We start from the raw sequence: 23455 nt of genomic DNA, 5'->3' as shown, positions 1-23455 counted from the left end.
GGCCCCGCGTGTCGGTGCCGATCGTTAGGGTGAGTCCTATGCGCATTGGAGCACACGTTCGCCTGGACAGCGATCCGATCGGCTTCGGTGAGAAGCTCGGCGCCGAGGTCATTCAGCTTTTCGTCATCGATCCGCAGAGCTGGGACAAGCCGCAGCCGCACCCGCGCGCCGAGGAGATCAGGGCAAGTCCGATCGATGTCGTCGTGCACTCGTCGTACCAGATCAACGTCGCGAGCCTGAACAACCGGCTGCGCATGCCCTCGCGCAACGCGGTGGCGCAGCAGGCGAAGGCCGCCGCCGAGCTCGGCGCCTTCGGGCTCGTCGTACACGGCGGGCACGTGCGCTCGGACGCCGAGATCGACGCCGGTATCACCAATTGGCGCAAGCTCTTCGAACGGCAGGAGGAGAAGGGCGGCTTCGCGGTGCCGATCCTGATCGAGAACACCGCGGGTGGCAACCACGCCATGGCCAGGCACTTCGACTCCATCGCCCGGCTCTGGGACGCGGTCGGCGAGTTCGGCGCCGGCTTCTGCCTGGACACCTGCCACGCCTGGGCGGGCGGCGAGGAGCTGGTCGGCGTCGTCGACCGGATCAAGGCCATCACCGGCCGGATCGACCTGGTGCACCTGAACTCCTCCAGGGACGAATTCGACTCCGGCGCCGACCGGCACGCCAACCTCGCCGACGGCACCATCGACCCGGAGCTGCTCGCCGAGGTGTGCCGCACCGCGGGCGCGCCGGTGGTGCTGGAGACGCCGGGCGACAGTCTCGCCGAGGATCTGGCCTACCTGCGCGAGCACGTGGGATGAGCATCCGGCCGCTCGACGGTGTGCGGGTACTGGAACTCGGCAACTACATCGCGGCGCCGACGGCGGCCCGGATCCTCGGCGACTTCGGCGCCGAGGTGATCAAGGTCGAGCGCCCCGGCGTCGGGGACGAGCTGCGCAACTGGCGGCTCTACGGTGGCACCACCTCGATGCTCTACCGCACGGTGAACCGGAACAAGAAGTCGATCACGCTGGACCTGCGCACCGAGGCGGGCAGGCGCACCGTGCTGGCCCTGGTCCGCGAGTGCGACGTGCTGCTGGAGAACTTCCGCCCCGGCATGCTGGAGAAGTGGGGGCTCGGGCCCGAGGAGCTGAACGCGGCCAACCCGGAGCTGGTCGTCACCCGCATCTCCGCCTACGGGCAGACCGGGCCGCTCGCCGCGCGGCCCGGCTTCGCCGCGGTCGCGGAGGCGGTGGGCGGGCTGCGCGAGCTGGTCGGCGACCCGGATCGGCCGCCGGTGCGGGTCGGGGTCTCCATCGGGGATTCGATCGCCGGGATCTACGCCGCCTTCGGCACCGTCATGGCGCTGTTCCAGCGGGAGCGCGCGAGCGGTGCGGTGCCGCTCGAGCAGCGGATCATCGACGTGGCGCTGAACGAGGCCATTCTCTCGGTGATGGAGTCGCTGGTGCCGGACTACCTGGCCTACGGCATCAACCGGCAGCGGGTCGGCGGGCGGATGGAGGGCATCGCGCCGAGCAACGCCTACCCGTGCGCCGACGGCACCAGCGTCATCATCGGCGGCAACGGGGACGCCATCTTCCAGCGCTACATGAAGGTCATCGAGCGCCCCGACCTCGCCGCCGACCCGGAGCTCCAGGACAACGCGGGCCGCTGGCGGCACCGCGAGCGGCTGGACGCCGCCATCGGCGAATGGACCGTCCAGCGCACCCGCCCCGCCGCGCTCGCCGTCCTCGAGGAGGCGGACATCCCCTGCGGCCCGATCTACACCGCCGCCGACATCGTCACCGACGAGCAGTACCTGGCCCGCGACATGATCCAGCACTTCCCCGTCGACGTCGGCGAGCCCGAACCCAAGCAGGTCGGTTTCCCCGGCATCGTCCCGGTCATCGGCGCCCAGTCCCTCCCCATCCGCACCATCGGCCCCGACCTCGGCGAACACACCGACGAAGTCCTCACCGCCCTCGGCCTCACCCCGGACGAGATCGCCGAAGCCGCAGGCATGTCCGCCCCGCGCGAAACCGCCGATCCCACCCCCGCCCCGGGCAAAACCGCCGGTTCCACCCCCGCCTCGGGCGAAATCGCCGGTTCGTCGCTTGCCTCGGGCAAGACGAGTCGAGCCGCCGCAGGCGACGCGAGAGTCACCCCGACGGAGCCGCAGCGATGAACGACATCATCCTGAGAGACGTCACCCTCAGAGACGGCCTCCAGCTCACCGGCAAACTCCTCACCGTCGAACGAAAACTGGAAATCGCCAGAAAACTCCTGGCCCTCGGCGTTCCAGCCCTGGAAATAGGCTCCCTCGCCAGGGGCGACCTGGTCCCACCCATGGCCAACACCCTGGAACTGATAGCCGAACTGACCCCGGAGGAACGCACCCACTGCTGGGTGTGGGTAGCCACCCCCCGCCACGTGGAAAAGGCAGCCGAAGCAGGAATCACCCACTTCCAGTACTGCTTCTCCGTCACCGACGAACACAACCGCGCGAACATCGGCCGCGACACCGAGGCCAGCATCGCCGCGATGCCGGACGCCGTCCACCTCGCCGAACAGGCGGGCGGCGACATCCAGCTCACCCTGGCAACCAGCTTCACCTGCCCCTTCACCGGCCCGGTCGACCCGGCCCGAGTCCTCGCCATCGCCACCGACCCGCGCACCGACGGCGCCGCCGACATCGTCCTCGCCGACACCCTCGGCCAGGCGGGCCCGGCCGAGGTCGCCACCCTGGTCGGCGCGGTCCGCGAGCACACCCCGCACCGCCGCATCGTCTTCCACGGCCACGACACCTGGGGTATGGGCGTCGCGAACACCCTGGCCGCGATCGAAGCGGGCGCCACCGTCGTCGACGGCGCGCTCGGCGGCCTCGGTGGCTGCCCGTTCGCCCCCGGCGCGGGCGGCAACACCGCCACCGAGGACATCCTCTTCGCCACCCGCCCGTCCTGGTTCACCCCCGCCACCCTGGCCGGGCTGGCCGATCTCACCGACGGCCTGCTCACCGAACTCGGCGAGCCGAACCGCTCCCGCACGGTCACCGGCGCCCGCTCCACCACCACCGCCTTCCCCTGGGTGGCACCCGTCCCCGGCTGACTCAGCAAGTCGGGCCCCATCAGGCGGCGCGGAGCAGCATCACCGCGCCCACGCCTCGGTCGGCGATCTCGGTGAAGAACCGGGTCAGTGCGCGGAGGGATGCGAGGAGTACCGCGGCGTCGGCGGGATCGATGCCCTCGTCCGCCATGCGGATCGGATCGTGCAGTTCGGCAAGCGCTTCCGCGCCGACCGAGGACAGCGCGGCGGCGACCTCGGCGACCAGCTCCGGGTACCAGGCGGCGAGCGTCTGCCCGGCGTCCAGCGGGTCGCCGTCCACCCGCAGGTCCACCGGCACCCCGGCCGCGTCAAGCAGATATTGCACGGCGACCCAGCGGGCTCCGAGATCACAGCCGACGCGCACGGAGCCGCGCAACCACTCGGGGTCGGCCACCCCGTGGTCCAGCTCCATGCTCGTCGCCGCGGCGAACGCCATCCTCGTACCCATCCGGGCGGACGATACCGCCGCGGGGCATACACCCGGAGGTGGTCCCTCCGCTCCGGGGATTCCCCGATGGCGTGCGCGCCCGAACGCGGGAACACTGGTTGCCATGACATCGCACGCCGTGAGCGCCGAACCGACCGAGCCGGGCACCGCGACCTCCGTCGCGGCCCGCGCCGTTGACCTGAGCAAGGTCTACGGCGCCGGAGACACCAGGGTCACCGCGCTCGACGAGGTGTCCGCGGATTTCGCCAGGGGTGAGTTCACCGCCATCATGGGGCCGTCCGGGTCCGGCAAGTCCACGCTCATGCACTGCCTCGCCGGGCTGGATTCGGCCAGCTCCGGCACGGTCCGGATCGGTGACACCGACCTGACCGACCTCTCCGACGCCGAGATGACCAAGCTCCGCCGCGATCGCATCGGCTTCGTCTTCCAGGCGTTCAACCTGGTCCCGACGCTGACCGCGCTGGAGAACATCACGCTGCCGCTCGACATCGCGGGCCGCGAGGTCGACCGCGGCTGGCTGGAGACGGTGCTCGGCAGGCTCGGCCTCGCGGACCGGCTGGAGCACCGCCCCAGCGAACTCTCCGGCGGGCAGCAGCAGCGGGTGGCCTGCGCCAGGGCGCTGGCGGGCAAACCGGACATCATCTTCGGCGACGAGCCCACCGGCAACCTGGACTCCCGCTCCTCCGGCGAGGTGCTCTCCATCCTGCGCGCCGCCGTCGACGACTTCGGCCAGACGGTCGTGATCGTCACGCACGACCCGCGCGCCGCCTCCTACGCCGACCGGGTGATCTTCCTGGCCGACGGCCGGGTCGTGGACGAGCTCCGCGACCCCACCGCCGACTCGGTGCTGGACCGGATGAAGGCGCTGGAGAACTGATGGCGGGCAGTCCCATGCGCAAGGTCGCCTTGCGCAATCTCGCCGCGCACAAGGTGCGGCTCGCGCTCACGCTGCTCTCGGTGGTGCTCGGCACGGCGTTCATCGCCGGCTCCTTCGTCTTCACCGACACCCTGCAGCGCACCTTCGACGGCATCTTCGCCAGCCAGGCCAAGGGCGTCGACGTGCGGGTGAGCCCGAAGAACCAGCAGTCCGTCGGGCTGCCGCAGACCGTGGTGGACAAGATCGCCGCCCGCCCGGACGTGCGCGCGGTCGCGCCGGGTGTGAACGGCCCGGTCGTGCTGCTCGACCCGGCGGGCAAGACCGCCGTGCAGACCGGCGGCGCCCCCAGCTTCGGCGAGTCCTATCTGCCGCCCGAGCGCGCGGTGGCCGAGCCGCTGGACTTCACCAGGGGCGGGCCGCCGACGCAGCCGGGCCAGTTCGCGATCAACACCGGCGGCGCCGAGCGGGCCGGGCTCCAGGTGGGCGACCGCACCAAGGTGCTGATCCCGTCCCGCGGCGAGCCGATCGAGGCCACGCTGAGCGGCGTCTACGAGCTGCCTGGCGGCACCGGCGGGCTGGTCGCGCTGCAGTTCCCGGAGGAGCAGGCGAAGCAGCTGTTCACCGACGGCACGCACGTCGCCTACCTCGACATCGCCGCGGCCGGGGTGCCCGCCGACGACCTGCGCGACCGGCTCGCGCTGGAGTACGGCGGCGAGTACAAGGTGCAGAACGGCGACCAGGTGCGCGAGGACATGAAGGCGCAGGTCACCGATGCGCTCAACTTCCTCAACTACTTCCTGCTCGCCTTCGGCGCGATCGCGCTGATCGTCGGCACCTTCATCATCTACAACACCTTCTCCATGATCGTGGCGCAGCGGCTGCGCGAGCTGGCGCTGCTGCGCGCGGTGGGAGCCAGCAGCGGGCAGGTCGGGCGCTCGGTGGTGGCCGAGGCGCTGGTGATCGGCGTGCTCGGCAGCGTGATCGGGCTGGCGGGCGGGGTCGGGCTGGCGTACGGGCTCTCCGCGCTGCTCAATGCCTTCGATGTCGGGCTGCCGACCGGGACGCTCACGCTGCAGCCGCGGACCGTGCTGATCGGGCTCGCGCTCGGGCTCGCGGTCACGGTGATCAGCGCCTACGCCCCCGCCCGGCGGGCGGCGAAGGTGCCGCCGGTGGAGGCCATGCGCGCCGAGTTCGCCAGCTCGGGCGATTCGCTGCGCAACCGGACCATCGCCGGCGCGCTGCTCGCCGTCGCCGGGGTGGCGCTGGTGGTCGGCGGCGCCCAGTACACCGGCGGCACCGCGGCATCGACGGTCGGGGCTGGTGCGCTGGCGCTGATCCTCGCGGTGCTGCTGGCCGCGCCCGCGCTCTCCCGGCCGGTGGTCGGCGCGCTCGGCGTGCTCATGCGCCCGTTCGGCGCGGTCGGCGCCATGGCCCGGAACAACGCGCGGCGCAATCCGCGCCGGACCGCGGCGACGGCCTTCGCGCTCACCCTCGGGCTCATGCTGGTCACCGCGATCGGCATGCTCGGCGCCTCGGCGAAGGCCAGCATCGGCGGCCTCGTGGACAAGGACGTGACCGCCGACTTCGTGCTGGCCGGGCCGCCGCAGATCGGGGTGCCGCTGGGCGCCACCGCCGCGGTGCGCGACGGGGTGCCCAGCGCCGAGCAGGTGGTCGGGTTCCGCGGCGCGGTGGTGCGGATCGACGGCGACCAGGTGCCAGGCTCCTCGCCGGAGGGGCCGTTCGACCGGGTCATGCGGGTGAACCTGACGGCGGGCACGAACACGCTCGGCGAGCGCGACATCCTGGTCTCCGAGAAGGAGCGGGAGGAGCGCGGCTGGCGCCCGGGCCAGGAAGTCACCATCAACGGGCTGGACGGGACGGCGCTGCCGGTCACCGTGCAGGGCGTCTACCGGAACAGCCCGCTGCTCGGCGAGGTGATCCTCTCCCCGCAGCTCTACGAGCGGACCACGCCGGTCGCCTTCCGGGCCAATGTGGTGCTCCTCGTGCAGGCGAAGCCAGGCACCGACCCGGCCGCGCTCCGCGCCGACCTGGAGCGCGCCACCGAGCAGTTCGTGGTGGTGCAGGTGATGGACCGCGAGGAGTTCAAGGGGGAGCAGGGCAGGCAGATCGACACCCTGCTCGCCATCCTCTACGGCCTGCTCGCGCTCGCCGTGGTGATCGCGGTGCTCGGCATCGTGAACACGCTCGCGCTCTCGGTGGTCGAGCGGCGCAGGGAGATCGGCATGCTGCGCGCGGTCGGCATGCTCCGGCCGCAGGTGCGCCGCACCATCTACCTGGAATCCATGCTGATCGCCATCTTCGGCGCGGTGGTCGGGCTGCTGCTCGGGCTCGGGCTCGGCATCGGGTTCCTGCGCACGCTCCGCGATTTCGGGCTCGATCAGATCGCGATCCCGTGGGGCCAGCTGGTGCTGGTGCTGGTCGGATCGGCCGTGGTCGGGGTGCTCGCCGCGCTCTGGCCCGCGGTGCGGGCGGCGCGCACGCCGCCGCTGGCGGCGATCGCCGACGTGTGACGCCGGGGCGGCGCGGGCTTCCGGCCCGCGCCGCCCCGCTCAGCGCGTGGCGCCCGCCCAGCGGCTGATATCCCTGCGGTCGAGGGCGTCGGCGAGCAGGTCGGGGAAGTGGTCGGGGGTGCAGGCGAAGGCGGGGACGCCGAGCGCGGCGAGCGCGGCCGCGTTGTCGTGGTCGTAGGAGGGCGCGCCCTCGTCGGAGAGCGCGAGCAGCACCAGCACCTGGATCCCGGCCTCGGTCATGGACCGGACCCGGCGCAGCATCTCCTCGCGCACCCCGCCCTCGTAGAGGTCGGAGATCAGCACGAAGAGCGTGTCGGTCGGCTTGGTGATCAGCGACTGGCTGTACGCGATGGCCCGGTTGATGTCGGTGCCGCCGCCGAGCTGGGTGCCGAACAGCACGTCGACCGGATCGTCCAGGTGTTCGGTCAGATCCACCACCTCGGTGTCGAACACCACCAGCGAGGTGCGCAGCGAGCGCATGGAGGCGAGCACCGCGCCGAAGACCGAGGCGTACACCACGCTGGCCGCCATCGAGCCGGATTGGTCGATGGCGAGCACCACCTCGCGGTGCACCGCCTGGCTGCGCCTGCCGTAACCGATCAGCCGCTGCGGCACCACCGTCCGATGCTCGGGCAGGTAGTGCGCGAGATTGGCCCGGATGGTGCGGTCCCAGTCGATGTCCCGGTGCCGGGGCCGGGCGATCCGCGCGGCCCGGTTCAGCGCGCCGGAGACGGCGGCGACGGTCTTCGCCGCGATCCGCTCCTCGATCTGTTTCACCACCGCCGCGACCACGGTGCGCGCGGTGGCGCGGGTGGTCTCCGGGATCACGCCGTTGAGACTGAGCAGCGTGCCGACCAGGTGCACGTCCGGCTCCACCGCCTCGAGGAGCTCCGGCTCCAGGAGCAGCTGGGTGAGGTCGAGGCGCTCGACCGCGTCCCGCTGCATGATCTCGACCACGCTGGTCGGGAAGTAGGTGCGGATGTCGCCGAGCCAGCGGGCGACCCGTGGCGCCGAGGCGCCGAGCCCGCCGGAGCGCGGGCCGGACGGGTCGCCCGCGTCGTACAGCGCGCCGAGGGCGCGGTCCATGGCCTGCTCGTGCTGCCCGCCCGGCGAGCCGAGTTCGGACTCGGCGGCGGCGCCGAGCAGGAGCCGCCAGCGGCGGGCGTGCGCGTCGTCGGTCATGGGATGGCTCCTGCTGGTTCGGCGGCGTCCGCGGGGCGCGGGGCCGCCGCGAGAATGGCGAGGGCGGCGCGCAGCGCGAGTTCGCCGCGTTCGAAATCTATGGCGCCGCGCACGCCTTCGGCGCGGGCTCCGCCGCGGATCGCGCGGCCGATAGCGCGCCGCTCGGGTTGCTCGAAGGCGCCGAAGGTGCGGCGGAGCAGCGGAAGTACCTCGGTGAACTGGTCGTCGCCGAGGCCGCGGACCCACTCGTCGACCAGGCGAAGCAGCTCGCGGTCGTGCACGAGCAGCAGCCCGCGCCCGCCGAGGAAGCCATCGATCCAGGCCGCCTTCGCCTGCGCGGTGCGCCCCACCGAGAGCGCGGCGCCGAGCCGAAGCGCGGACTCCGCGTCGTCGATCTCGCCGACATCGGCGAGCAACCGGACCGCGCGGCCGGCCAGCGCGCCGTGCACGTCGTCCCGGTCGGCGACCACGCGCAGCGCGGCCTGCCACCGCTCGATGCCGTCGGTGCCGGTGCGCAGCGCGGCGTTGGCGGCGTCGATCTGGTCGCGCAGGTTCTCGGCGGCCTCGGTGTCCAGCCCGGTGACGGCGCCGGGCAGCCCGGCGCAGATCCGGACCAGCAGGCCGTCCGCCACCCGGCCGAGCGCGCTGACGTCGGTGCCGCGGACGTCGCCGTAGCGCCGCGTGCGCAGCAGGCCGGGCAGCACGCCGAGCAGGTGTGTGACGTCGTGGTCGAGCGCGGCGACCTCGTCGAGCCGGGCGATCAGCCCGTAGGTGGCGGCGCCGAGGTCGGCGAGCAGCGCGGTGTCGAGCGCGGTGGCCAGGTCGGCCAGGGTGATGTCGGCGTCGCCGACGTGGTCCAGGATCCTGGCCTCTGCGGCGGTGCGCAGGGTGGTGCCCCAGCGCGAGGCCTCGATCACCGCGAGCGCGTACTCCGGCTCCCAGCACAGGGTCCAGGTCTCCCGGAAGGTGCCGGTGCCGCGGACCTGGCTCTGCGCGGGCACGCCCCACTCGATGCCGAGCACGCGGAGCCGGTGCAGCAGGTGCGAGCGGCGCAGCTCGCGCTCCTTGCGCAGGTCGAGGTCGAGGCTGCGGGCGCTCGGCTCCTGCTTGAGCCGGAGCGAGCGGGCGGTGGCGGCGAGGTCGGCGGCGAGCGGGACCGTCGGGGTGTCCGCGGGGACGGCGCCGAGCGCCTCGCCGATCACCAGCTCCTCGGCGATCAGCCGGACCAGGGTCTCCTCGCCGCCGCACAGCACCGCGCGCACCGCCTCGGTGACCTCGGAGAGCCCGGCCAGCGGGCGGGCGCGGAGCGCGGCGAGGGTCTCGGCGAGCCGGGCCGCCTCGATCACGTGCGCGCTGGATACCGGGAGGTCGTGTGCGCGGAGCACATTCGCCACCCGGGTCAGCCAGCGCACCACCGGCTGCTCGGTCTCGGTGAAGAGGTGGTGGTACCAACCCGGCGAGGTGATGCCTGCGCCGTAGCCGGAGGCGGTGGCGAGGCGGGAGTGTGTCCACGGCACCCAGGTGCTCGCGGTCTTGACCTTCGGCAGGCCGGTGAGCAGGCGGGTGTCCGGGGCGGCCGGGCCGAGTGGGCCGTCGAGGGCGGGGGCGTGCCAGGCGCCGCAGACCACCGCGAGGCGTTGGGCGCCTTCGCGCAGGGCCTTGCGCATGGTCTGGCGCATGTACGCCTCGCGGCGCAGGGTCTGGGTGTCCACCGGGATGGAGTGGAGAACGCGGGGCTCCGCCCCGCCCCCCGGCGCCTCTGCGGCGCCCGCAGGTGCCTCGGCGCCACCCGCGGGAGCGGCGGCGCCACCCGCCGGAGCGACGGCCTCGACTGCCGGAGCGGCGGCCTCGGCGCCCGCGGGCGATTCGGCGGGGCCACCGGACGTGGTCGCGCCCGTGTGTGTGGAGGGCTCGGCGACTTCCGCGCCGGGCGGGGCGGGTTCGCGGAGGGCGCGCATGGCTTCGGTGATGGCGTCGAAGGCGCCGGAGTCGGCGGCGGACTCGACGACCGCGTCCCACCAGCGCTCGGCGTCGTCGTAGCCGGCGGCGGCGGCGAGTTCGGCGAGCGGGTCGCGGTGTTCGGCGGGTTCGTGCTCGCGGGCCGCGAGCACGTGGGTGGAGGGCAGGTCGCAGAAGCGGACCGGGACGCCGTGCTCGGCGCCGTGGCGCAGCGCCTGCCACTCGGGGGAGAAGGAGGCGAAGGGCCAGAAGGCGGCGCGAGCCGGCTCGCCCGGCACGTAGGCGAGCAGCGCCACCGGCGGCGCCATGCCATCGGCGGCGACGTAGCCGACCAGTGGATCGGCGTCGGCGGGCCCCTCGATCAGGATGATGTCCGGCCGGAACTCGGCCAGCGCCGCACGCAGCGAGCGCGCGGAGCCGGGCCCGTGGTGCCGGATGCCGAACACCCGGGTCACGGCGGCGCTCACCCGGACACCTCGCGGCAGGCGCGGTAGAAGTCGGCCCACTCCGGCCGCTCCCGCACCACGGCCTCCAGGTACTCGGTCCACACCACCGAGTCCGCCACCGGATCCTTGATCACCGAGCCGAGCACCGCGCCCGCGATGTCGGAGGCGCGCAGCACCCCGTCGCCGAAGTGCGCGGAGAGCGCGATGCCGTTGGTGATCACCGAGATCGCCTCGGCGGTGGAGAGCGTCCCGGACGGCGACTTGAGCTTGGTCCGCCCGTCCGCGGTCACCCCGGCGCGCAGCTCCCGGAACACCCGGACCACCCGGCGGATCTCCTCGGCCGCCGCGGGCACCGGCGGCAGCTCCAGCGCCGCGCCGAGCTCGGCGACCCGCCTGGTCACGATGGCGACCTCCTCGTCCTCGCCCGCGGGCAGCGGGAGCACGACGGTGTTGAACCGGCGGCGCAGCGCGGAGGAGAGGTCGTTGACGCCGCGGTCCCGGTCGTTGGCGGTGGCGATCACCGTGAAGCCCTTGGCCGCCTGCACCTCGCTGCCCAGCTCGGGCACCGGGAGCGTCTTCTCGGAGAGCACCGTGATCAGCGCGTCCTGCACATCCGACGGGATGCGGGTGAGCTCCTCGATCCTGGCGATCTTCCCTGTGCGCATGGCGGTCATCACCGGTGACGGCACCAGCGCGGCCTCGCTCGGCCCCTCGGCCAGCAGCCTGGCGTAGTTCCAGCCGTACCGGATGGCCTCCTCCGCGGTGCCCGATGTGCCCTGCACCAGCAGCGTGGAGTTGCCGGAGACGGCGGCGGCGAGATGCTCGGAGACCCACGTCTTGGCGGTACCGGGCACGCCGAGCAGGAGCAGCGCGCGGTCGGTGGCGAGCGTCGAGACCGCGACCTCGAGCAGGCGGCGCGGGCCGATGTACTTCGGGACGATCGCGGTGCCGTCCGGCAGCACGCCGCCGAGCAGGTAGGTGACGACGGCCGAGGGCGAGAGCTCCCAGGACGGCGGGCGCGGTCGGTCGTCGGCGGCGCCCAGCGCGGCCAGCTCGGCCGCGTAGGTCTGTTCGGCGTGCGGGCGGAGCAGGCCGGTGTCGGTCGTCGGTGCGGTCATTGCAGCTCCTCGAGCATGGTCGAGCGGATGGTCAGGTCGCGGGCGAGCCGCTGGAAGGCATCGCCCCAGGCCGCGTCGGTACAGCGGTGCGCGGTGGCGGCGACCACCGGGGCGGCATCGGGTGGCAGGTGCGCGGCGGCAACGGCGAGCAGCGAGCGGAACGCGGTCGGCATGGCGCCGGAGGCGCCCGGTCTGCGGGCGGCCGTCCGTGCCCGCTCGTGCAGCAGCAGCAGGACGTGGTGCGACACCTGCTCCGGCCACGGGTGCTCGACGGCGGGCAGCAGCGCCTCCAGCTCGGAGAGCCAGGCGCCGTCCAGCCGGAGCAGCCGGGTGATCCGCTCCGCCGCGGGGAGCAGCGCGAAGAGTTCGCGCCTGCGCAGCAGCGCCTGGTCGGTCGGCACCCCGGCGTCGAAGAGCGCCGCGGCCCACGCGCCGTCGCCCGCGGCGAGCGCGGCGTCCATCCAGCCGTCGAAGAGCGGCCTGCGGAACCGGTCGTCCAGCACGGTGGCGACGGCCCGCACCGGCGAGCCGAACGCCTTCTCCCAGTGTGCGAGCGGGGTGGCCGCGACCAGCCTGCGCAGCAGCGCGGCGGTGTCGTCCGGGCCGCCGGACCAGCGGTAGCCGAACTCGGCGCCGCTCTCGGCGAGGCCGTCCCGCTTGGCGTCCGGCGGGAGCTCCGCAGGCAGCGCCGGTTCCAGCTGCGTGCCGCCGCGGACCGGTAGCCACAGCTCGGCGCGCTGCCGCATGCGCTCGGTGAAGGCCGAGCCGGGCAGCCGGGCCAGCAGCGCGGCGGCGGTGCGCCGGACGTCACCGCGGCGCCCGGCCAGCGCTGTCTCCAGCAGCCCCTCGTCGGCCGGGTCGAGCCCGTCGCCGATCACCGCGAGCAGCTCGGCGGCCTGCGCCCCCGACTCGGTGGCCCAGGTGCTCGCGAGCAGCTCGCGCGCCCGCACCGGGTCGTCCCGGCGCAGTTCGCGCAGCAGGTTCCGCCGCGCCGCGGGCTTCCCGTAGGCCCAGACCTCGGCGACCTCGGCCGACGAGGTGCGGAAGTCGTTCCAGCCCGGGTGCGCCGCCGCCAGCCAGCGGCCGCGCGGCCCGGCCAGCCGGAGCAGCGGGCCGCGGTACTCGGGCAGCGTGCGGGCGTACTCGAGCAGCTGGACGCCGAGCGCGTCCGGCGCGCGGAAGTCGTGCGGCGCCGCCGCCGCGAACCACTCCGGCAGGAAGGGGGAGCGGCTCCCGAGCAGCTTGGCCAGCCGGTCGGCGGCCGCGCGGGGCAGCAGTGGACGCTCGTCCTCCGCCGCCGGTACCGGCAGCACGGCGGTGCCTGCCCTGACCCCGCCGCGCTCCAGCAGGTCCTGCAGCGCGGCGGCCGCGAGCAGCGCGGCGGCCGGATCGTCGACCCGGGCGACGGCCCCGGCCACCGGGGCGGGCAGCCGCCCTGAGTCGAGCCCGCGCTGCGCGGTGCCGAGCAGCGCCACCGAGACCAGCTCGGCCGTCTCCGGCGCGGGCTGCGGCGGCTCCGGCGACGGCACCGACGGGCCGAGCGGCTCGTCGGCCCGGTGCACCTCGCCCGCCGCGAAGACCGCGACCGGGACCAGCCCCTCCGCGGTCCAGTCGCCGATCACGGCGACCGGATGCCCGCCGGAGATCGCGAGCAGCCGCCACGGCTGCTCGCCGGGCGCGATCGGCAGCGCGGTGCCGTCCGATTCAGCCAGCCACCAGCCGGTCTCGCCGGGCACCGGGACCACCTCGGTGAGCAGCACGGGCTGCGCCCGCAGCCACGGGTCGTCGGCCAGCGCCGCCGCGTACGCGCGCAGCGTCGCGTCGATCCGGCCCGCGCCGTCGGGCAGCGGCAGCGAGGTGACCGGGGTGTCGGCGCCGTGCCTGGTGCCCCACTGCACCCTGAGGTTTCCCGCGCCGGGGTAGTAGTGCAGGCTCGCGTCGGCCATGGAGCCGAGCCGCGGCGCCGCGCTCGCGAACACCTGGCCGCCGAAGTTGTGCTCGACCAGCATGGCCCAGCGCCCGGAGTGCCTGCCGCGCAACCAGGTTCGCCTGGTGTGCAGCCGCTCCTCCTCGGTCGCGCGGGTGCCGAGCACCATCCAGTCGTCGCGCACCGCGGGGCCGGAGCGCACCAGCTCGGCGGCCATCGGGTAGCCGATGTGCGCCCTGACCCCGGCGGCGAGCGGCTCGGGCAGCTCCGCGAGCCCGCGGTGCGCGGTGGCGAGCAGGTGCAGCCTGGCGTACTCGCGCAGCACCAGCCGGGGCCAGTCCGAGCGGCCGGCGGCGACGGCGGGCAGCCGGCGCAGCGCGGACGCCACCGCAGGCGCCTGCGCGTCCACCATGCGGGCCGCGATGGCCTCGAAGCCGCGCACCCGATCGGCCCTGGCCAGCCCGGTGCGTACCTGGTCGGCGAGCCAGACCTCCAGCTCGGCCAGCCCGGCGGCCACCCGCGCACGGCGCTGCTCGGTGCCCTCCGGATCGGCCGGGCGGGCGGGCGCCGCCGTCGCCCGCGCGGCGCGGCCTGCCAGCCACTCGGTCGCGAAGGGCGGCAGCTCACCGCCGTCCGGGACCGCACCGGCGGACCAGGCAAGCAGCAGCGCCAGCGCGTGCTTGCAGGGGAACTTGCGGCTGGGGCAGGAGCAGCGGAAGGCCGGACCGGCGAGATCGACAGCGACCCGGTACGGCGTGCGCCCGCTCCCCGCGCAGGTGCCCGCCAGCGCGCTGCCCTGCGCGACGGCGTCGCCGAGCTTGCCTGCCAGCTTCCGCGCGGCGGCGAGCGAACTCTGGTCCGGCGCCGCCGCGGCGACCTGCTCCTCGCTCCAGGGCGTCGTGCCCACGCGGCTGCCTCCCGTGATCGTGCTCATCGGTATCCCCCCGATCCGGCCGACCGGCGGGTGCCGATCGCGTCGTCGGAAGCAGTTCTATACCAGTGCACCGACAGGCCGCGGAGCTCAGTACGCGCGGCCGAAGATCACCCGTTTGCCGTACGCCGACGGCGCCCCGCAGCGCACGCAGACCCCGCTCGCGGGCTCGCCGTCGAGCGGGACACAGCGCGGGGTCGCGGCGGTCTGCGCCTTGATCTCGTCCTCGCAGGCGGACGTGCCGCAGTGCAGTGCGAGCGCCCAGCCGGTGCCGACCGCCGCGGCGAAATCGGCCCAGCCGTCGACCGCGTGGGTGTGCTCGTCCCGGAAGGCGGTGGCCCGCGCCAGCAGGAACTCCTGGAACTCGTCCAGCACGCCGGGCAGCACCGCGGGCAGCGCGTCGATCGGCACCGCGCGCTTGCCCCGGTCGCCGAGCCGCTCCACCAGCACGGCGCTGCCCGACTCCAGATCGCGCGGGCCGAGCTCCAACCGGATCGGGACGCCGCGCAGCTCCCACTCGTTGTACTTGAAACCGGGGCTGAGCTGCGGCCGCGCGTCCACGTGGGTGCGGATGCCAGCGGCCCGCAGCCGGACTGCCAGCTCGTCGGCCGCCTGCTCGACGGCGGTGTTGCCGCCGCGCGTGGTCGGCACGACGACCACCTGGTACGGCGCCAACCGAGGCGGAAGCACCAACCCCCTGTCGTCGCCGTGCGTCATCACAATGCCGCCGATCATCCGGGTGCTCATGCCCCAGGAGGTGGTGTGGCACAGCTCCTCCCGGCCCGCGTCGCCGGTGTAGCGGATGCCGAAGGCCGAGGCGAAGTTGGTGCCCATGTAGTGCGAGGTGCCCGCCTGCAGTGCGCGGCCGTCGCGCATCATCCCCTCGATGGTGTAGGTGGCCACCGCGCCCGCGAAGCGCTCACCCGCGGTCTTCTCGCCCGCGATCACCGGCATGGCGGCGAGATCGCGCGCCACCTCCTGATACAGCCCGAAGGCGAGCAGCGTCTCGCGCCTGGCGTCGGCCTCGTCGACGTGCGCGGTGTGCCCCTCCTGCCACAGGAACTCCGTGGTGCGCAGGAACATCCGGGGCCGCAGCTCCCAGCGCACCACGTTCGACCACTGGTTCAGCAGCAGCGGCAGATCGCGGTGCGAGGTGATCCACTTGGCCATCATCTCGCCGACGATGGTCTCCGAGGTCGGCCGGACCACCAGCCGCTCCTCCAGCTCCTTGCCGCCCGCGTGCGTGACCACCGCCAGCTCCGGCGCGAAGCCCTCTACGTGCTCGGCCTCGCGGGCGAGGAAGCTCTCCGGGATGAACAGCGGGAAGTAGGCGTTCTCGTGGCCGGTGTCCTTGATCCGGCGGTCCAGCTCCTCCTGGAGCCGCTCCCAGAGGCGGTAGCCGTACGGTCGGATGACCATGGTGCCCCGCGCCGGGCCGCGGTCGACGAGTGCGGCCTTGACGACCACCTCGTTGTACCAGGCCGCGAAGTCCGCACTCTGTGCGGTCACACCACGCTCATCCCGTGTCATGGACGCACAGACTAGCGCCCGCGGCGGGCGCCGCCGCGGGCCTACCGGAAACGGCTGCGCACGAGCGGGTTTCGGCGGCGATCGGTGATCTTGCATCCGGACGGCCGCTCTGGCATTCTGACCTGTTCGGCTGTGCCGGACCACCCGGTATCTCTCGGCCCGGGTGCGGACACATCGAGCTGCCCGCCGGGGCTGGCGAGGGGTGGACATCGAGCGCGGTCGCGTCGTTCGATGGCCAACTCCAGCTCCGCGCGGGCGGGTTCGTCCCCGCGCATCGCCGCTCCCCCCATCGGGTAGCGTTCGGCACGATTCCGGTCGTGCGGGAGGGGGCGGGATGCGAACCGAGACGGACGACGCCACGGGGTCGCTCGCGCGCCTGCTGGAGGACGGGCCCGCTGCCGACCCCGAGGTCGTCGCCGTCGTCCGGACCGCGCTCGACGACATCGAACAGCCGGCCCCGGCGGCGGGAGCCCCCCGGCACGACGGAATCTACCTGCGCGGCATCGCCGTTCGCGGGTTCCGCGGGATCGGCAGGGAGAGCGTGCTCCGGCTCTCGCCCGGCCCGGGGCTGACGCTGGTGGTCGGGCGCAACGGCAGCGGCAAGTCGAGCTTCGCCGAGGCCGCCGAGCTCGCGCTGACCGGCGCCAACCGGCGCTGGGAGGGGCGCTCCGCGGCCTGGCGCGAGGGCTGGCGCAACCTGCACGCCCCCGGCGAGACCCGGATCGCGCTCGACCTGCTCACCGCGGGCAGCCCGGCGGAGATCCTGGTGCGCGCCGCCTGGCCCGCCGAGGCCGAGCTCACCGCGCCGGAGTGGACCGAGCAGCGCGGCGCCGCCGATCCCGCGCCGTTCGATGTCGAGGCCTGGTCGGCACTGCTCGCGCTGCACCGCCCGTTCCTCTCCTACAGCGAGCTCGGCTCGCTCATCGACGGCAGGCCCAGCGACCTCTTCGACGCGCTGCACCGGCTGCTCGGGCTGGACGAGCTGACCGCCGCGCAGGAGCGCATCCGCGCCCGCAGGCTGACGCTGGAGCGCGCGGCGCGGGCCTCGCGCGCGCTGCGCACCGAACTCGCGGGCGCGCTGGAGCGCACCGCCGATACCAGGGCCGTCGAGCTCGCCGCGCTGCTGCGCACCCCAGACCCGGAGGTCGCCGCGGTGGAGGCCGCGCTGACCGGCGCCGACGACACCGCCGACGTGGCCGGGCTGCGCGGGCTGGTCCGGCTCGCGGTGCCCGCCCCGGTGGTGGTGCGCGCGGCGGTGCAGCGGCTGGAGCGGGCGGGCGCCGAGGTCGCGCGGTACGCCACCGGGAATGCCGAGGCCGACCTGCGCACCCTGGAGCTGCTGCGCCGGGCGCGCTCGCACGCGGGGGACGCGGACTGCGTCTGCCCGCTCTGCGGCGCCGGGCAGCTGGACGCCGCCTGGCGCGCCGCCACCGACATCGCCGTCGGCGAGCTCGCGGCCAGGGTGGCCGGGCTCGCCGACGCCCGCGCCGAGCTGCGCCGGGCCGCCGCGGCGCTGCGCAGCCTGCCGCAGCCGGTGCCGGACGAGCTGGTCGCGCCCGGCCGCCGCCCGGTGGACACCGCCGCGGTCGCCAGGGCGTGGACCCGCTGGGCCGCGCTGCGCTTCGACGACGGCGCGGACGACGACCCGGCGCTGCCGGAGCGGGTGCGCACCGCCTACACCCGGCTGGTGGACGAGCTGGAGCACGTGCGCCGCGGCACCCGCACCGAGCTGGAGCGGCTGGACGAGGTGTGGGCGCCGCTGGTGCCGAGGCTCACCGCCTGGATCACCGGCGCCAGGCTGGTCGAGGCGGACTCCGCCGAGCTGCGCACGGTCAAGCGCGCCGAGGAGTGGCTGAAGGCGGCCGCCGGCGTCCTGCGCGACGAGCGGATGGCGCCGCTGCAGGAGACGGCGCGCTGGGTCTGGCAGACGCTGCGCCAGCAGAGCAACGTCGAGCTGGGCGCGGTCCGGCTGCAGGGCAGCGCGGGCACCGCGCGCCGGGTGCTGCTCGACGTCACCGTCGACGAGGTGGACGGCGCCGCGCTCGGCGTCATGAGCCAGGGCGAGCTGCACGCGCTCGGGCTCTCGCTCTTCCTGCCGCGGGCCACCGCCGAGCGCAGCCCGTTCCGCTTCGTGCTGATCGACGATCCGGTGCAGGCCATGGACCCGGCCAAGGTGGACGGGCTGGCCACGGTGCTCGCCGAGGTCGCGCGGAGCAGGCAGGTCGTCGTCTTCACGCACGACGAGCGGCTGGCCGAGGCGGTGCGGCGGATGCAGCTGGACGCCAGGGTGCTCGAGGTGCAGCGCCGGGAGCGCTCGGTGGTCGAGGTGCGCACCGTGAGCGATCCGGTGCGCCGCTACCTCGCGGATGCCCGCTCGCTCATGCACACCAGGCAGCTGCCGCCCGCCATCGCCACCGAGCTGGTGGCGACCTGCTGCCGCTCCGCGCTGGAGGCGGCCGGGCTGGCCAGGGCGCGGCGCACGCTGCTCGCCGAGGGAATGGGCCATGCCGAGGTGGAGCGCCGGGTCTCGGCGGCGCAGACGACGCGGGCCATGGTCGCGCTCGCCGTCATGGGCGTGGACGGCAAGGTCGACGACCTGAACGCGCACCTGGCCGCCACCGAGGGCGGCTGGGCGGTCGACGTGCTGCGCGACGCCACCGCGGGCGCGCACGTCCCGATCGACCGCGGGATGCGGGCGCTCATCGCCGACACCGAGCGGCTCATCGCCCGGCTCGCCGCCGACCTCGACGGCAGTGCCGACCGCCCGCCCGGCCGCCGGGCAGCGTCGAACGGCGGCGGGCAGCGTGCGGAAGCCCGGACCCGCGGCCGCTCGGAGCGCGTGCAGCCCGAACCGCCTGGCGGCCGGCAGCGGCAGGACCGACGTCCGGGCGCGGAGCAGGACGGTGGCGTTGCGCGCGATCGGGGCGGCCGCGCCGGTGGGCAGCAGGGCCGGGCGGACGCGGGGGAGCGCGGTGCCAACGGTGCGCCGAGGCGAAGGCCGAGCCCGCCGCGGACGCGATGACCGGCGAACCCGCGCGCCGCAGTCGGCAGCGCGCGCGGAACCGGGAGCGCGGTGCGGCCCGGCCGACGATCGCGGAGCGCTTCGAGGCCGCCGACCACCTGCTGGCCGGCACCGTGACGGATGCGGGCGGCGTCTGGTCCCGCGCCACCTCGTGGATCCTGCGGCTCGCCATCGAGCAGGCGGTGGACGAGCTGTGGGCGCGCCGCGAGCCCGCGCTCGCCCGCTGCCCCATGCGCGCGCAGCTGCTCGCGCTCCGGCTGCACGCGGGCTCCGAGCTCGCCGCCCGGATCGCCGCGGTCTGGACCGCGCTCTCCCGCGCCGCGCACCACCACGACTACGAGCTGGCCCCCTCGGTCACCGAGCTGCGCCGCTGGCGCGAGCAGGCGGAGGAGTTCGCCGACGCCCTCGCGGCCCTGCCCGGAACCGCCGCCGTGCGACGATGACCCGCATGGCGAGGCGATGCCCGTGCGGGCGCGGCGAGGCGTACGACCAGTGCTGCGGCCCGGTGCTGGCCGGCGAGCGCGCGGCCGCGACCGCGGAGGCGCTCGTGCGCTCCCGCTACACCGCCTTCGCCGTCGGCGACGGTGCCTACCTGCTGCGCTCCTGGCACCCGCGCACCAGGCCGGACGCGATCGACCTCGACCCGGAGACCCGCTGGCGCTTCCTGGAGATCGTGCGCACCGAGCGCGGCGGCCCGTTCGACGACGACGGCGTTGTCGAATTCGCGGCGCACCACCGCGATCCGGACGGCAGCCACGTGCTGCGCGAGGTCAGCCGGTTCGCGCGGGTGGACGGCGCCTGGCACTACCTGGACGGCAAGGTCGGGTAGCGTCGGGCCGCATGGCGCGCGTGGCGATCGAGTACTGCACCCAGTGCCGCTGGCTGCTGCGCGCGGCCTGGATGGCGCAGGAGCTCCTGAACACCTTCGGCACCGACCTGGACGAGGTCGCGCTGGTACCCGGCACCGGCGGAATCTTTCGGATCACGGTGGACGCCGAGCAGATCTGGGAGCGCAAGGCCGACGGCGGCTTCCCGGATGTGGCGCAGCTCAAGCAACGGGTGCGCGATCGGGTCGCGCCGGACCGTGATCTCGGCCACCTGGACCGCGACCGGAACTCCTGACCCGGCTATCGGCAGCAGCCACCGCCGCAGCACCCGCCGCCGCTCGGCGCGGCGGGGATCGGCGCCGGCGCGCTCGACGCCCCGACGGTCCCGAAGGTGGTGAGCAGCTTGACCGTATCGCCGTGCCCGGCCGGGCACTCGGCCGGATCGCCGGAGCGCGCCATCGGGCGCGAGACCTCGAAGGTGTCCCCACAGCTGCGGCAGCGGAACTGGTAACTCGGCATAGCGCAAGGGTAACGGGTGGCGCGAGTAACCGTTTGGAACTGCCCTCCGGACGTACCCTCGAAAGGACGATCATGTCTTTTCGGTGATCGGCGCAGGTCAGGAGGTACAGAGCATGACAATGGAGATCGAGACCGGCCGGGAGTACGCGGCCGCCGGTGCGTTCGAGGCCACCGTCGACCATCCGCCCGCCGAGCCCGTCGCCCGTACCAGCTACGGCGCGGTCCGCGGCACCACCGCCGGACCCGTCGCCGTCTGGCGCGGCATCCCGTACGGCGCACCGGTGACCGGGCCGGACCGCTTCCGCGCCCCCCGCCCGCCGGAGCCGTGGTCGGGGGAGCGCCCCTGCACCGAAGTCGGCGACGTGGCGCCGCAGGCCATGGGCCCGATGGTCCCGGTCGCGGGCAAGCTGCGCATGGGTGAGAACCCCCTCTGGCTCAACGTTTTCGCGCCCCGCGTCCCGCACCGGGACGCCCCGCCGCGCCCGGTCATGGTGTGGCTGCACGGCGGCGCGTACTGCCTCGGCACCGCGGCCCAGGAGATCTACGACGGCCGCAGGCTGGCCGAATCCGGTGACGTCGTTGTGGTCACGGTGAACTACCGGGTCGGCGTGCTCGGCTTCCTCGACCTCTCCGCGCTCGGCGCCGGCTTCGTCCCGAACCTGGGGCTGCACGACCAGATCGCCGCGCTGGAGTGGGTGCGCGCGAACATCGCCGAGTTCGGCGGCGACCCGGGCAACGTCACGCTCTTCGGCGAGTCCTCCGGCGGCGGCTGCGTCACCGCGCTGCTCACCTCCCCGCGCGCGGACGGCCTCTTCCACAAGGCCATCGCGCAGAGCCCGCCCGCGACAACGGTCTTCGGGCAGGAGCGCGCGGCCAAGGTGGCGCACCGCTTCCTCGAGCTGCTGGAGCTGCCCGCGGGCCGGGCCGCCGAGCTCACCGAGCTGCCCATCCAGCGGCTCGCACAGGTGGCGGGGACGCTCTTCGACGAGGTGCCGGTCGCCGAGCCGGGCAGGCTGGCCGCCGCCCCGGTCGTGGACGGCACGCTGCTGCCCGGCTACCCGGTGGAGCGCTTCGCGCGCGGGGAGTCGCTGCGGGTGCCGCTGGTGATCGGCAGCAACCGGGACGAGTCCTCGCTGTTCCGGCTCTTCCGCTCGCCGATCATGCCGGTGACCCCGGACGCGGTGAACGCCATGCTGCGCGACATCTCCGCGGGCCACCCCGACCTCGGCCCCGAGCGGCTGGCCGAGATCACCGCCGCCTACCCGGACATCGCGACGGCCCGCGGCGCGCTCGCCATCTCCACCGACGCCGCCTTCCGAATGCCCGCGCGCTGGGTGGCGGACGGCCACGCGCAGCACTCGCCGACCTTCGTCTACCGCTTCGACCACGCCACCCCGATGCTCCGCGCGGCCCGGGTCGGCGCTGGCCACGCCACCGAGCTGCCGTACGTCTTCGGCAATTTCGGCACCTTCGACCACGACCCGACCTTCTGGCTCGGCGGCAGGCGCGCGGCGCAGGCGGTCTCCGGCCGGATGATGCGGCGCTGGACGGCCTTCGCCGAGCACGGCGTCCCCGCCGCGCTGGACGGCTCCAAGCACTGGCCGCCCTACCACCCGGAGACCAGGCCGACGCTGCTCATCGACGCCATCGACCGCATGGTCGACGACCCGGACGGCCCGTTCCACACCGCGTGGGGGCCGCAGGCCGTCGGCTTCAGCTGACCGGCTGCGGCACCTCGCGCGGCGCGCGGTGCCCGAGCCGCACCGGCAGCGCCCGGTACCCGTGCAGGGTGTAGAGCTGCCGGTGCCGCAGCGTGCCGTCCAGCGCGAGGTCGGGGAAGCGTTCGAAGAGCGAGCGCAGCGCGAAGACGCCCTCCATCCGGGCCAGGCTGGCGCCGAGGCAGACGTGGATGCCGTTGCTGAAGGTCAGGTGCTCGCGCGCGTTCTCCCGGCTCACGTCGAAGCGATCCGGGTCGGTGAAGACCGCCGGGTCGCGGTTGGCGCCCGCCAGCGAGACGACGACGGTGGCGCCCGCGCGCAGCTGCACCCCGCCGACCTCGACGTCCTCCAGCGCGGTGCGTGCGGTGGTCTGCACCGGCGGGTCGATGCGCAGGATCTCCTCGATGGCGTTCGGCCACAGCTCCGGTTCGGCGCGCAGCCTGGCCAGCTGCTCCGGGTGGGTCGCCAGCTGCACCACGCCGTTGCCGATCAGGTTCACCGTGGTCTCGAAGCCGGCGCCCATAAGCAGGCTCGCGGTGGCGGCGAGCGCGTAGTCGTCCAGGTCGCTCGTGCTCACCAGGGTGCTCAGGATGTCGTCGCCCGGGTTCGCGCGCAGCTTGGCGATGTGCGCGCGGAGGTAGCCGTCCATGACGTTCATGGCGCCGAACGCGCCGCGGTAGTCGCGCCAGGAGATGCCGATGTCGAGCAGCGGGGTCATCCGGTCGCCCCACTCCAGGAAGAGGTCCTGGTCGGAGTCGGGGAAGCCGAGCATCTCGGAGATGATGGCGATCGGCACCCGGGAGGCGAAGCTCGCGATCAGGTCGGTGCGGCCGTCGTCGGGCAGCCCGTCGAGCAGCTCGACGGTGACCTTCTCCACCCGGTCGCCCAGCTTGCGCACCGCGCGCGGGGTGAAGGCCGACGCCACCGGCTTGCGCATCCGGGTGTGCTCCGGCGGGTCGATGACCAGCATGGAGGGCGGCTCCACCGGGTTCGCAGGCACGTGCGCCGCGTCTTTGATCCACTGCAGCGCCCGCGGCGTGGTGAAGCCGACGGGGTTGCGCACGCCGAACCGGCTGTCCCGCAGGATGCTCCGCACCACGTCGTGGTCGAAGCTGGCCCAGGCGATCCGGGTGCGCTGCAGCGGGCCGTCGCCGCGCATCCGCTCGATCAGCGGGTACGGCTCGCTGACCCCGGCGGGGCCGCCGACCAGCTCGGCGAAGCGGTCGCCCTGCTTCGCTGCGGCGCGCACCGCGTAGCGCGGCACCCCGTGTTCGGAAAGCCACCGGAACCAGTACTGGGGCTTCATGGTGCGACCTCGCAATCACCTCGA

General features: G+C 74.3%; 17 protein-coding genes and 1 pseudogene. 10 read left to right on the top strand and 8 right to left on the bottom strand.

Annotated features, from left to right (window positions below; all coding sequences use genetic code 11):
• Nucleotides 1–38: 38 nt before the first annotated feature.
• From ACFUJ1_RS27945 to ACFUJ1_RS27935, 3 genes and pseudogenes are all read left to right on the top strand, one after another.
• Nucleotides 39–809 (top strand): deoxyribonuclease IV, encoded by a 771-nt coding sequence (locus ACFUJ1_RS27945; RefSeq protein ID WP_378650166.1) that lies wholly within the window; start codon nucleotides 39–41, stop codon nucleotides 807–809.
• Nucleotides 806–1993: pseudogene (locus ACFUJ1_RS27940) on the top strand (CaiB/BaiF CoA transferase family protein); the annotation flags it as partial. The gene ACFUJ1_RS27945 and the pseudogene ACFUJ1_RS27940, both read left to right, overlap by 4 nt.
• Before the next feature lie 176 nt (nucleotides 1994–2169).
• Nucleotides 2170–3093 (top strand): hydroxymethylglutaryl-CoA lyase, encoded by a 924-nt coding sequence (locus ACFUJ1_RS27935; protein ID WP_378650164.1) that lies wholly within the window; start codon nucleotides 2170–2172, stop codon nucleotides 3091–3093.
• 19 nt (nucleotides 3094–3112) lie between these two features.
• Here ACFUJ1_RS27935 and ACFUJ1_RS27930 read toward each other — a convergent pair whose 3' ends face one another.
• Nucleotides 3113–3538, bottom strand: a complete 426-nt coding sequence (locus ACFUJ1_RS27930; protein WP_378650162.1) for a DUF1877 family protein — start codon at nucleotides 3536–3538, stop codon at nucleotides 3113–3115.
• 103 nt (nucleotides 3539–3641) lie between these two features.
• On the opposite strand from ACFUJ1_RS27930, the gene ACFUJ1_RS27925 reads away from it, so the two are divergent.
• Together ACFUJ1_RS27925 and ACFUJ1_RS27920 are read left to right on the top strand one after the other, a co-directional pair.
• Complete coding sequence (locus tag ACFUJ1_RS27925; protein ID WP_378650161.1) at nucleotides 3642–4415, top strand: ABC transporter ATP-binding protein; 774 nt, start codon at nucleotides 3642–3644, stop codon at nucleotides 4413–4415.
• Nucleotides 4415–6946, top strand: coding sequence for an ABC transporter permease (locus ACFUJ1_RS27920; protein WP_378650160.1), 2532 nt, complete (start codon nucleotides 4415–4417; stop codon nucleotides 6944–6946). The genes ACFUJ1_RS27925 and ACFUJ1_RS27920 overlap by 1 nt, the downstream gene beginning before the upstream one ends.
• Before the next feature lie 39 nt (nucleotides 6947–6985).
• Here ACFUJ1_RS27920 and ACFUJ1_RS27915 read toward each other — a convergent pair whose 3' ends face one another.
• The 5 genes from ACFUJ1_RS27915 to proS form a co-directional block, all read right to left on the bottom strand.
• Complete coding sequence (locus ACFUJ1_RS27915; RefSeq protein ID WP_378650158.1) at nucleotides 6986–8128, bottom strand: VWA domain-containing protein; 1143 nt, start codon at nucleotides 8126–8128, stop codon at nucleotides 6986–6988.
• Nucleotides 8125–10572, bottom strand: a complete 2448-nt coding sequence (locus tag ACFUJ1_RS27910) for a DUF5682 family protein (RefSeq protein WP_378650188.1) — start codon at nucleotides 10570–10572, stop codon at nucleotides 8125–8127. Before ACFUJ1_RS27910 ends, ACFUJ1_RS27915 begins: the two co-directional genes overlap by 4 nt.
• A complete protein-coding gene (locus ACFUJ1_RS27905; protein ID WP_378650156.1) occupies nucleotides 10551–11651 on the bottom strand; it encodes an AAA family ATPase in 1101 nt (366 codons plus the stop codon). The genes ACFUJ1_RS27910 and ACFUJ1_RS27905 overlap by 22 nt, the downstream gene beginning before the upstream one ends.
• The gene (locus ACFUJ1_RS27900) at nucleotides 11648–14485 is read right to left on the bottom strand and encodes a DUF5691 domain-containing protein (RefSeq protein WP_378650154.1); all 2838 of its coding nucleotides are present in this window, start codon (nucleotides 14483–14485) and stop codon (nucleotides 11648–11650) included. Before ACFUJ1_RS27900 ends, ACFUJ1_RS27905 begins: the two co-directional genes overlap by 4 nt.
• A 114-nt stretch (nucleotides 14486–14599) precedes the next feature.
• Nucleotides 14600–16039, bottom strand: coding sequence for a proline--tRNA ligase (proS, locus tag ACFUJ1_RS27895; protein ID WP_378650152.1), 1440 nt, complete (start codon nucleotides 16037–16039; stop codon nucleotides 14600–14602).
• 334 nt (nucleotides 16040–16373) lie between these two features.
• On the opposite strand from proS, the gene ACFUJ1_RS27890 reads away from it, so the two are divergent.
• Genes ACFUJ1_RS27890 through ACFUJ1_RS27875 form a run of 4 tightly spaced genes read left to right on the top strand, consistent with a single transcriptional unit; the run spans nucleotide 16374 to nucleotide 20183 of the window.
• Nucleotides 16374–19061 (top strand): AAA family ATPase, encoded by a 2688-nt coding sequence (locus ACFUJ1_RS27890; RefSeq protein WP_378650150.1) that lies wholly within the window; start codon nucleotides 16374–16376, stop codon nucleotides 19059–19061.
• Complete coding sequence (locus ACFUJ1_RS27885) at nucleotides 19058–19504, top strand: hypothetical protein (RefSeq protein WP_378650148.1); 447 nt, start codon at nucleotides 19058–19060, stop codon at nucleotides 19502–19504. Before ACFUJ1_RS27890 ends, ACFUJ1_RS27885 begins: the two co-directional genes overlap by 4 nt.
• A 5-nt stretch (nucleotides 19505–19509) precedes the next feature.
• Nucleotides 19510–19890, top strand: a complete 381-nt coding sequence (locus ACFUJ1_RS27880; RefSeq protein ID WP_378650146.1) for a YchJ family protein — start codon at nucleotides 19510–19512, stop codon at nucleotides 19888–19890.
• A gap of 11 nt (nucleotides 19891–19901) precedes the next feature.
• A complete protein-coding gene (locus ACFUJ1_RS27875; protein WP_378650144.1) occupies nucleotides 19902–20183 on the top strand; it encodes a SelT/SelW/SelH family protein in 282 nt (93 codons plus the stop codon).
• A gap of 5 nt (nucleotides 20184–20188) precedes the next feature.
• Here the strand turns inward: ACFUJ1_RS27875 and ACFUJ1_RS27870 are convergent, their stop codons facing one another.
• Nucleotides 20189–20407 (bottom strand): zinc ribbon domain-containing protein, encoded by a 219-nt coding sequence (locus ACFUJ1_RS27870; RefSeq protein ID WP_378650142.1) that lies wholly within the window; start codon nucleotides 20405–20407, stop codon nucleotides 20189–20191.
• Between the two features lie 113 nt (nucleotides 20408–20520).
• Here ACFUJ1_RS27870 and ACFUJ1_RS27865 point away from each other — a divergent pair, with 113 nt between their 5' ends.
• Nucleotides 20521–22128, top strand: coding sequence for a carboxylesterase/lipase family protein (locus ACFUJ1_RS27865; protein WP_378650140.1), 1608 nt, complete (start codon nucleotides 20521–20523; stop codon nucleotides 22126–22128).
• Here the strand turns inward: ACFUJ1_RS27865 and ACFUJ1_RS27860 are convergent.
• Nucleotides 22121–23431, bottom strand: coding sequence for a cytochrome P450 (locus ACFUJ1_RS27860; RefSeq protein ID WP_378650138.1), 1311 nt, complete (start codon nucleotides 23429–23431; stop codon nucleotides 22121–22123). The two genes, ACFUJ1_RS27865 and ACFUJ1_RS27860, sit on opposite strands and share 8 nt — an antisense overlap.
• Nucleotides 23432–23455 lie beyond the last annotated feature (24 nt).

The sequence above is a fragment of the Nocardia sp. NPDC057227 genome (assembly GCF_042669725.1).
In the GTDB taxonomy this organism is placed as follows: Bacteria; Actinomycetota; Actinomycetes; order Mycobacteriales; family Mycobacteriaceae; genus Nocardia; species Nocardia asteroides_A.
Note: the sequence above shows the minus strand (reverse complement) of the source record. Positions and strands in the feature narration are given on the sequence as shown.

What these genes read in the sequence shown, in the direction of transcription:
- ACFUJ1_RS27945 (WP_378650166.1), top strand. Translation starts at nt 39, where the DNA reads ATGCGCATTGGAGCACACGTTCGCCTGGACAGCGATCCGATCGGCTTC.
- ACFUJ1_RS27935 (WP_378650164.1), top strand. Translation starts at nt 2,170, where the DNA reads ATGAACGACATCATCCTGAGAGACGTCACCCTCAGAGACGGCCTCCAG.
- ACFUJ1_RS27930 (WP_378650162.1), bottom strand. Translation starts at nt 3,538, where the DNA reads ATGGGTACGAGGATGGCGTTCGCCGCGGCGACGAGCATGGAGCTGGAC.
- ACFUJ1_RS27925 (WP_378650161.1), top strand. Translation starts at nt 3,642, where the DNA reads ATGACATCGCACGCCGTGAGCGCCGAACCGACCGAGCCGGGCACCGCG.
- ACFUJ1_RS27920 (WP_378650160.1), top strand. Translation starts at nt 4,415, where the DNA reads ATGGCGGGCAGTCCCATGCGCAAGGTCGCCTTGCGCAATCTCGCCGCG.
- ACFUJ1_RS27915 (WP_378650158.1), bottom strand. Translation starts at nt 8,128, where the DNA reads ATGACCGACGACGCGCACGCCCGCCGCTGGCGGCTCCTGCTCGGCGCC.
- ACFUJ1_RS27905 (WP_378650156.1), bottom strand. Translation starts at nt 11,651, where the DNA reads ATGACCGCACCGACGACCGACACCGGCCTGCTCCGCCCGCACGCCGAA.
- proS (WP_378650152.1), bottom strand. Translation starts at nt 16,039, where the DNA reads ATGACACGGGATGAGCGTGGTGTGACCGCACAGAGTGCGGACTTCGCG.
- ACFUJ1_RS27890 (WP_378650150.1), top strand. Translation starts at nt 16,374, where the DNA reads ATGCGAACCGAGACGGACGACGCCACGGGGTCGCTCGCGCGCCTGCTG.
- ACFUJ1_RS27885 (WP_378650148.1), top strand. Translation starts at nt 19,058, where the DNA reads ATGACCGGCGAACCCGCGCGCCGCAGTCGGCAGCGCGCGCGGAACCGG.
- ACFUJ1_RS27880 (WP_378650146.1), top strand. Translation starts at nt 19,510, where the DNA reads ATGGCGAGGCGATGCCCGTGCGGGCGCGGCGAGGCGTACGACCAGTGC.
- ACFUJ1_RS27875 (WP_378650144.1), top strand. Translation starts at nt 19,902, where the DNA reads ATGGCGCGCGTGGCGATCGAGTACTGCACCCAGTGCCGCTGGCTGCTG.
- ACFUJ1_RS27870 (WP_378650142.1), bottom strand. Translation starts at nt 20,407, where the DNA reads ATGCCGAGTTACCAGTTCCGCTGCCGCAGCTGTGGGGACACCTTCGAG.
- ACFUJ1_RS27865 (WP_378650140.1), top strand. Translation starts at nt 20,521, where the DNA reads ATGACAATGGAGATCGAGACCGGCCGGGAGTACGCGGCCGCCGGTGCG.
- ACFUJ1_RS27860 (WP_378650138.1), bottom strand. Translation starts at nt 23,431, where the DNA reads ATGAAGCCCCAGTACTGGTTCCGGTGGCTTTCCGAACACGGGGTGCCG.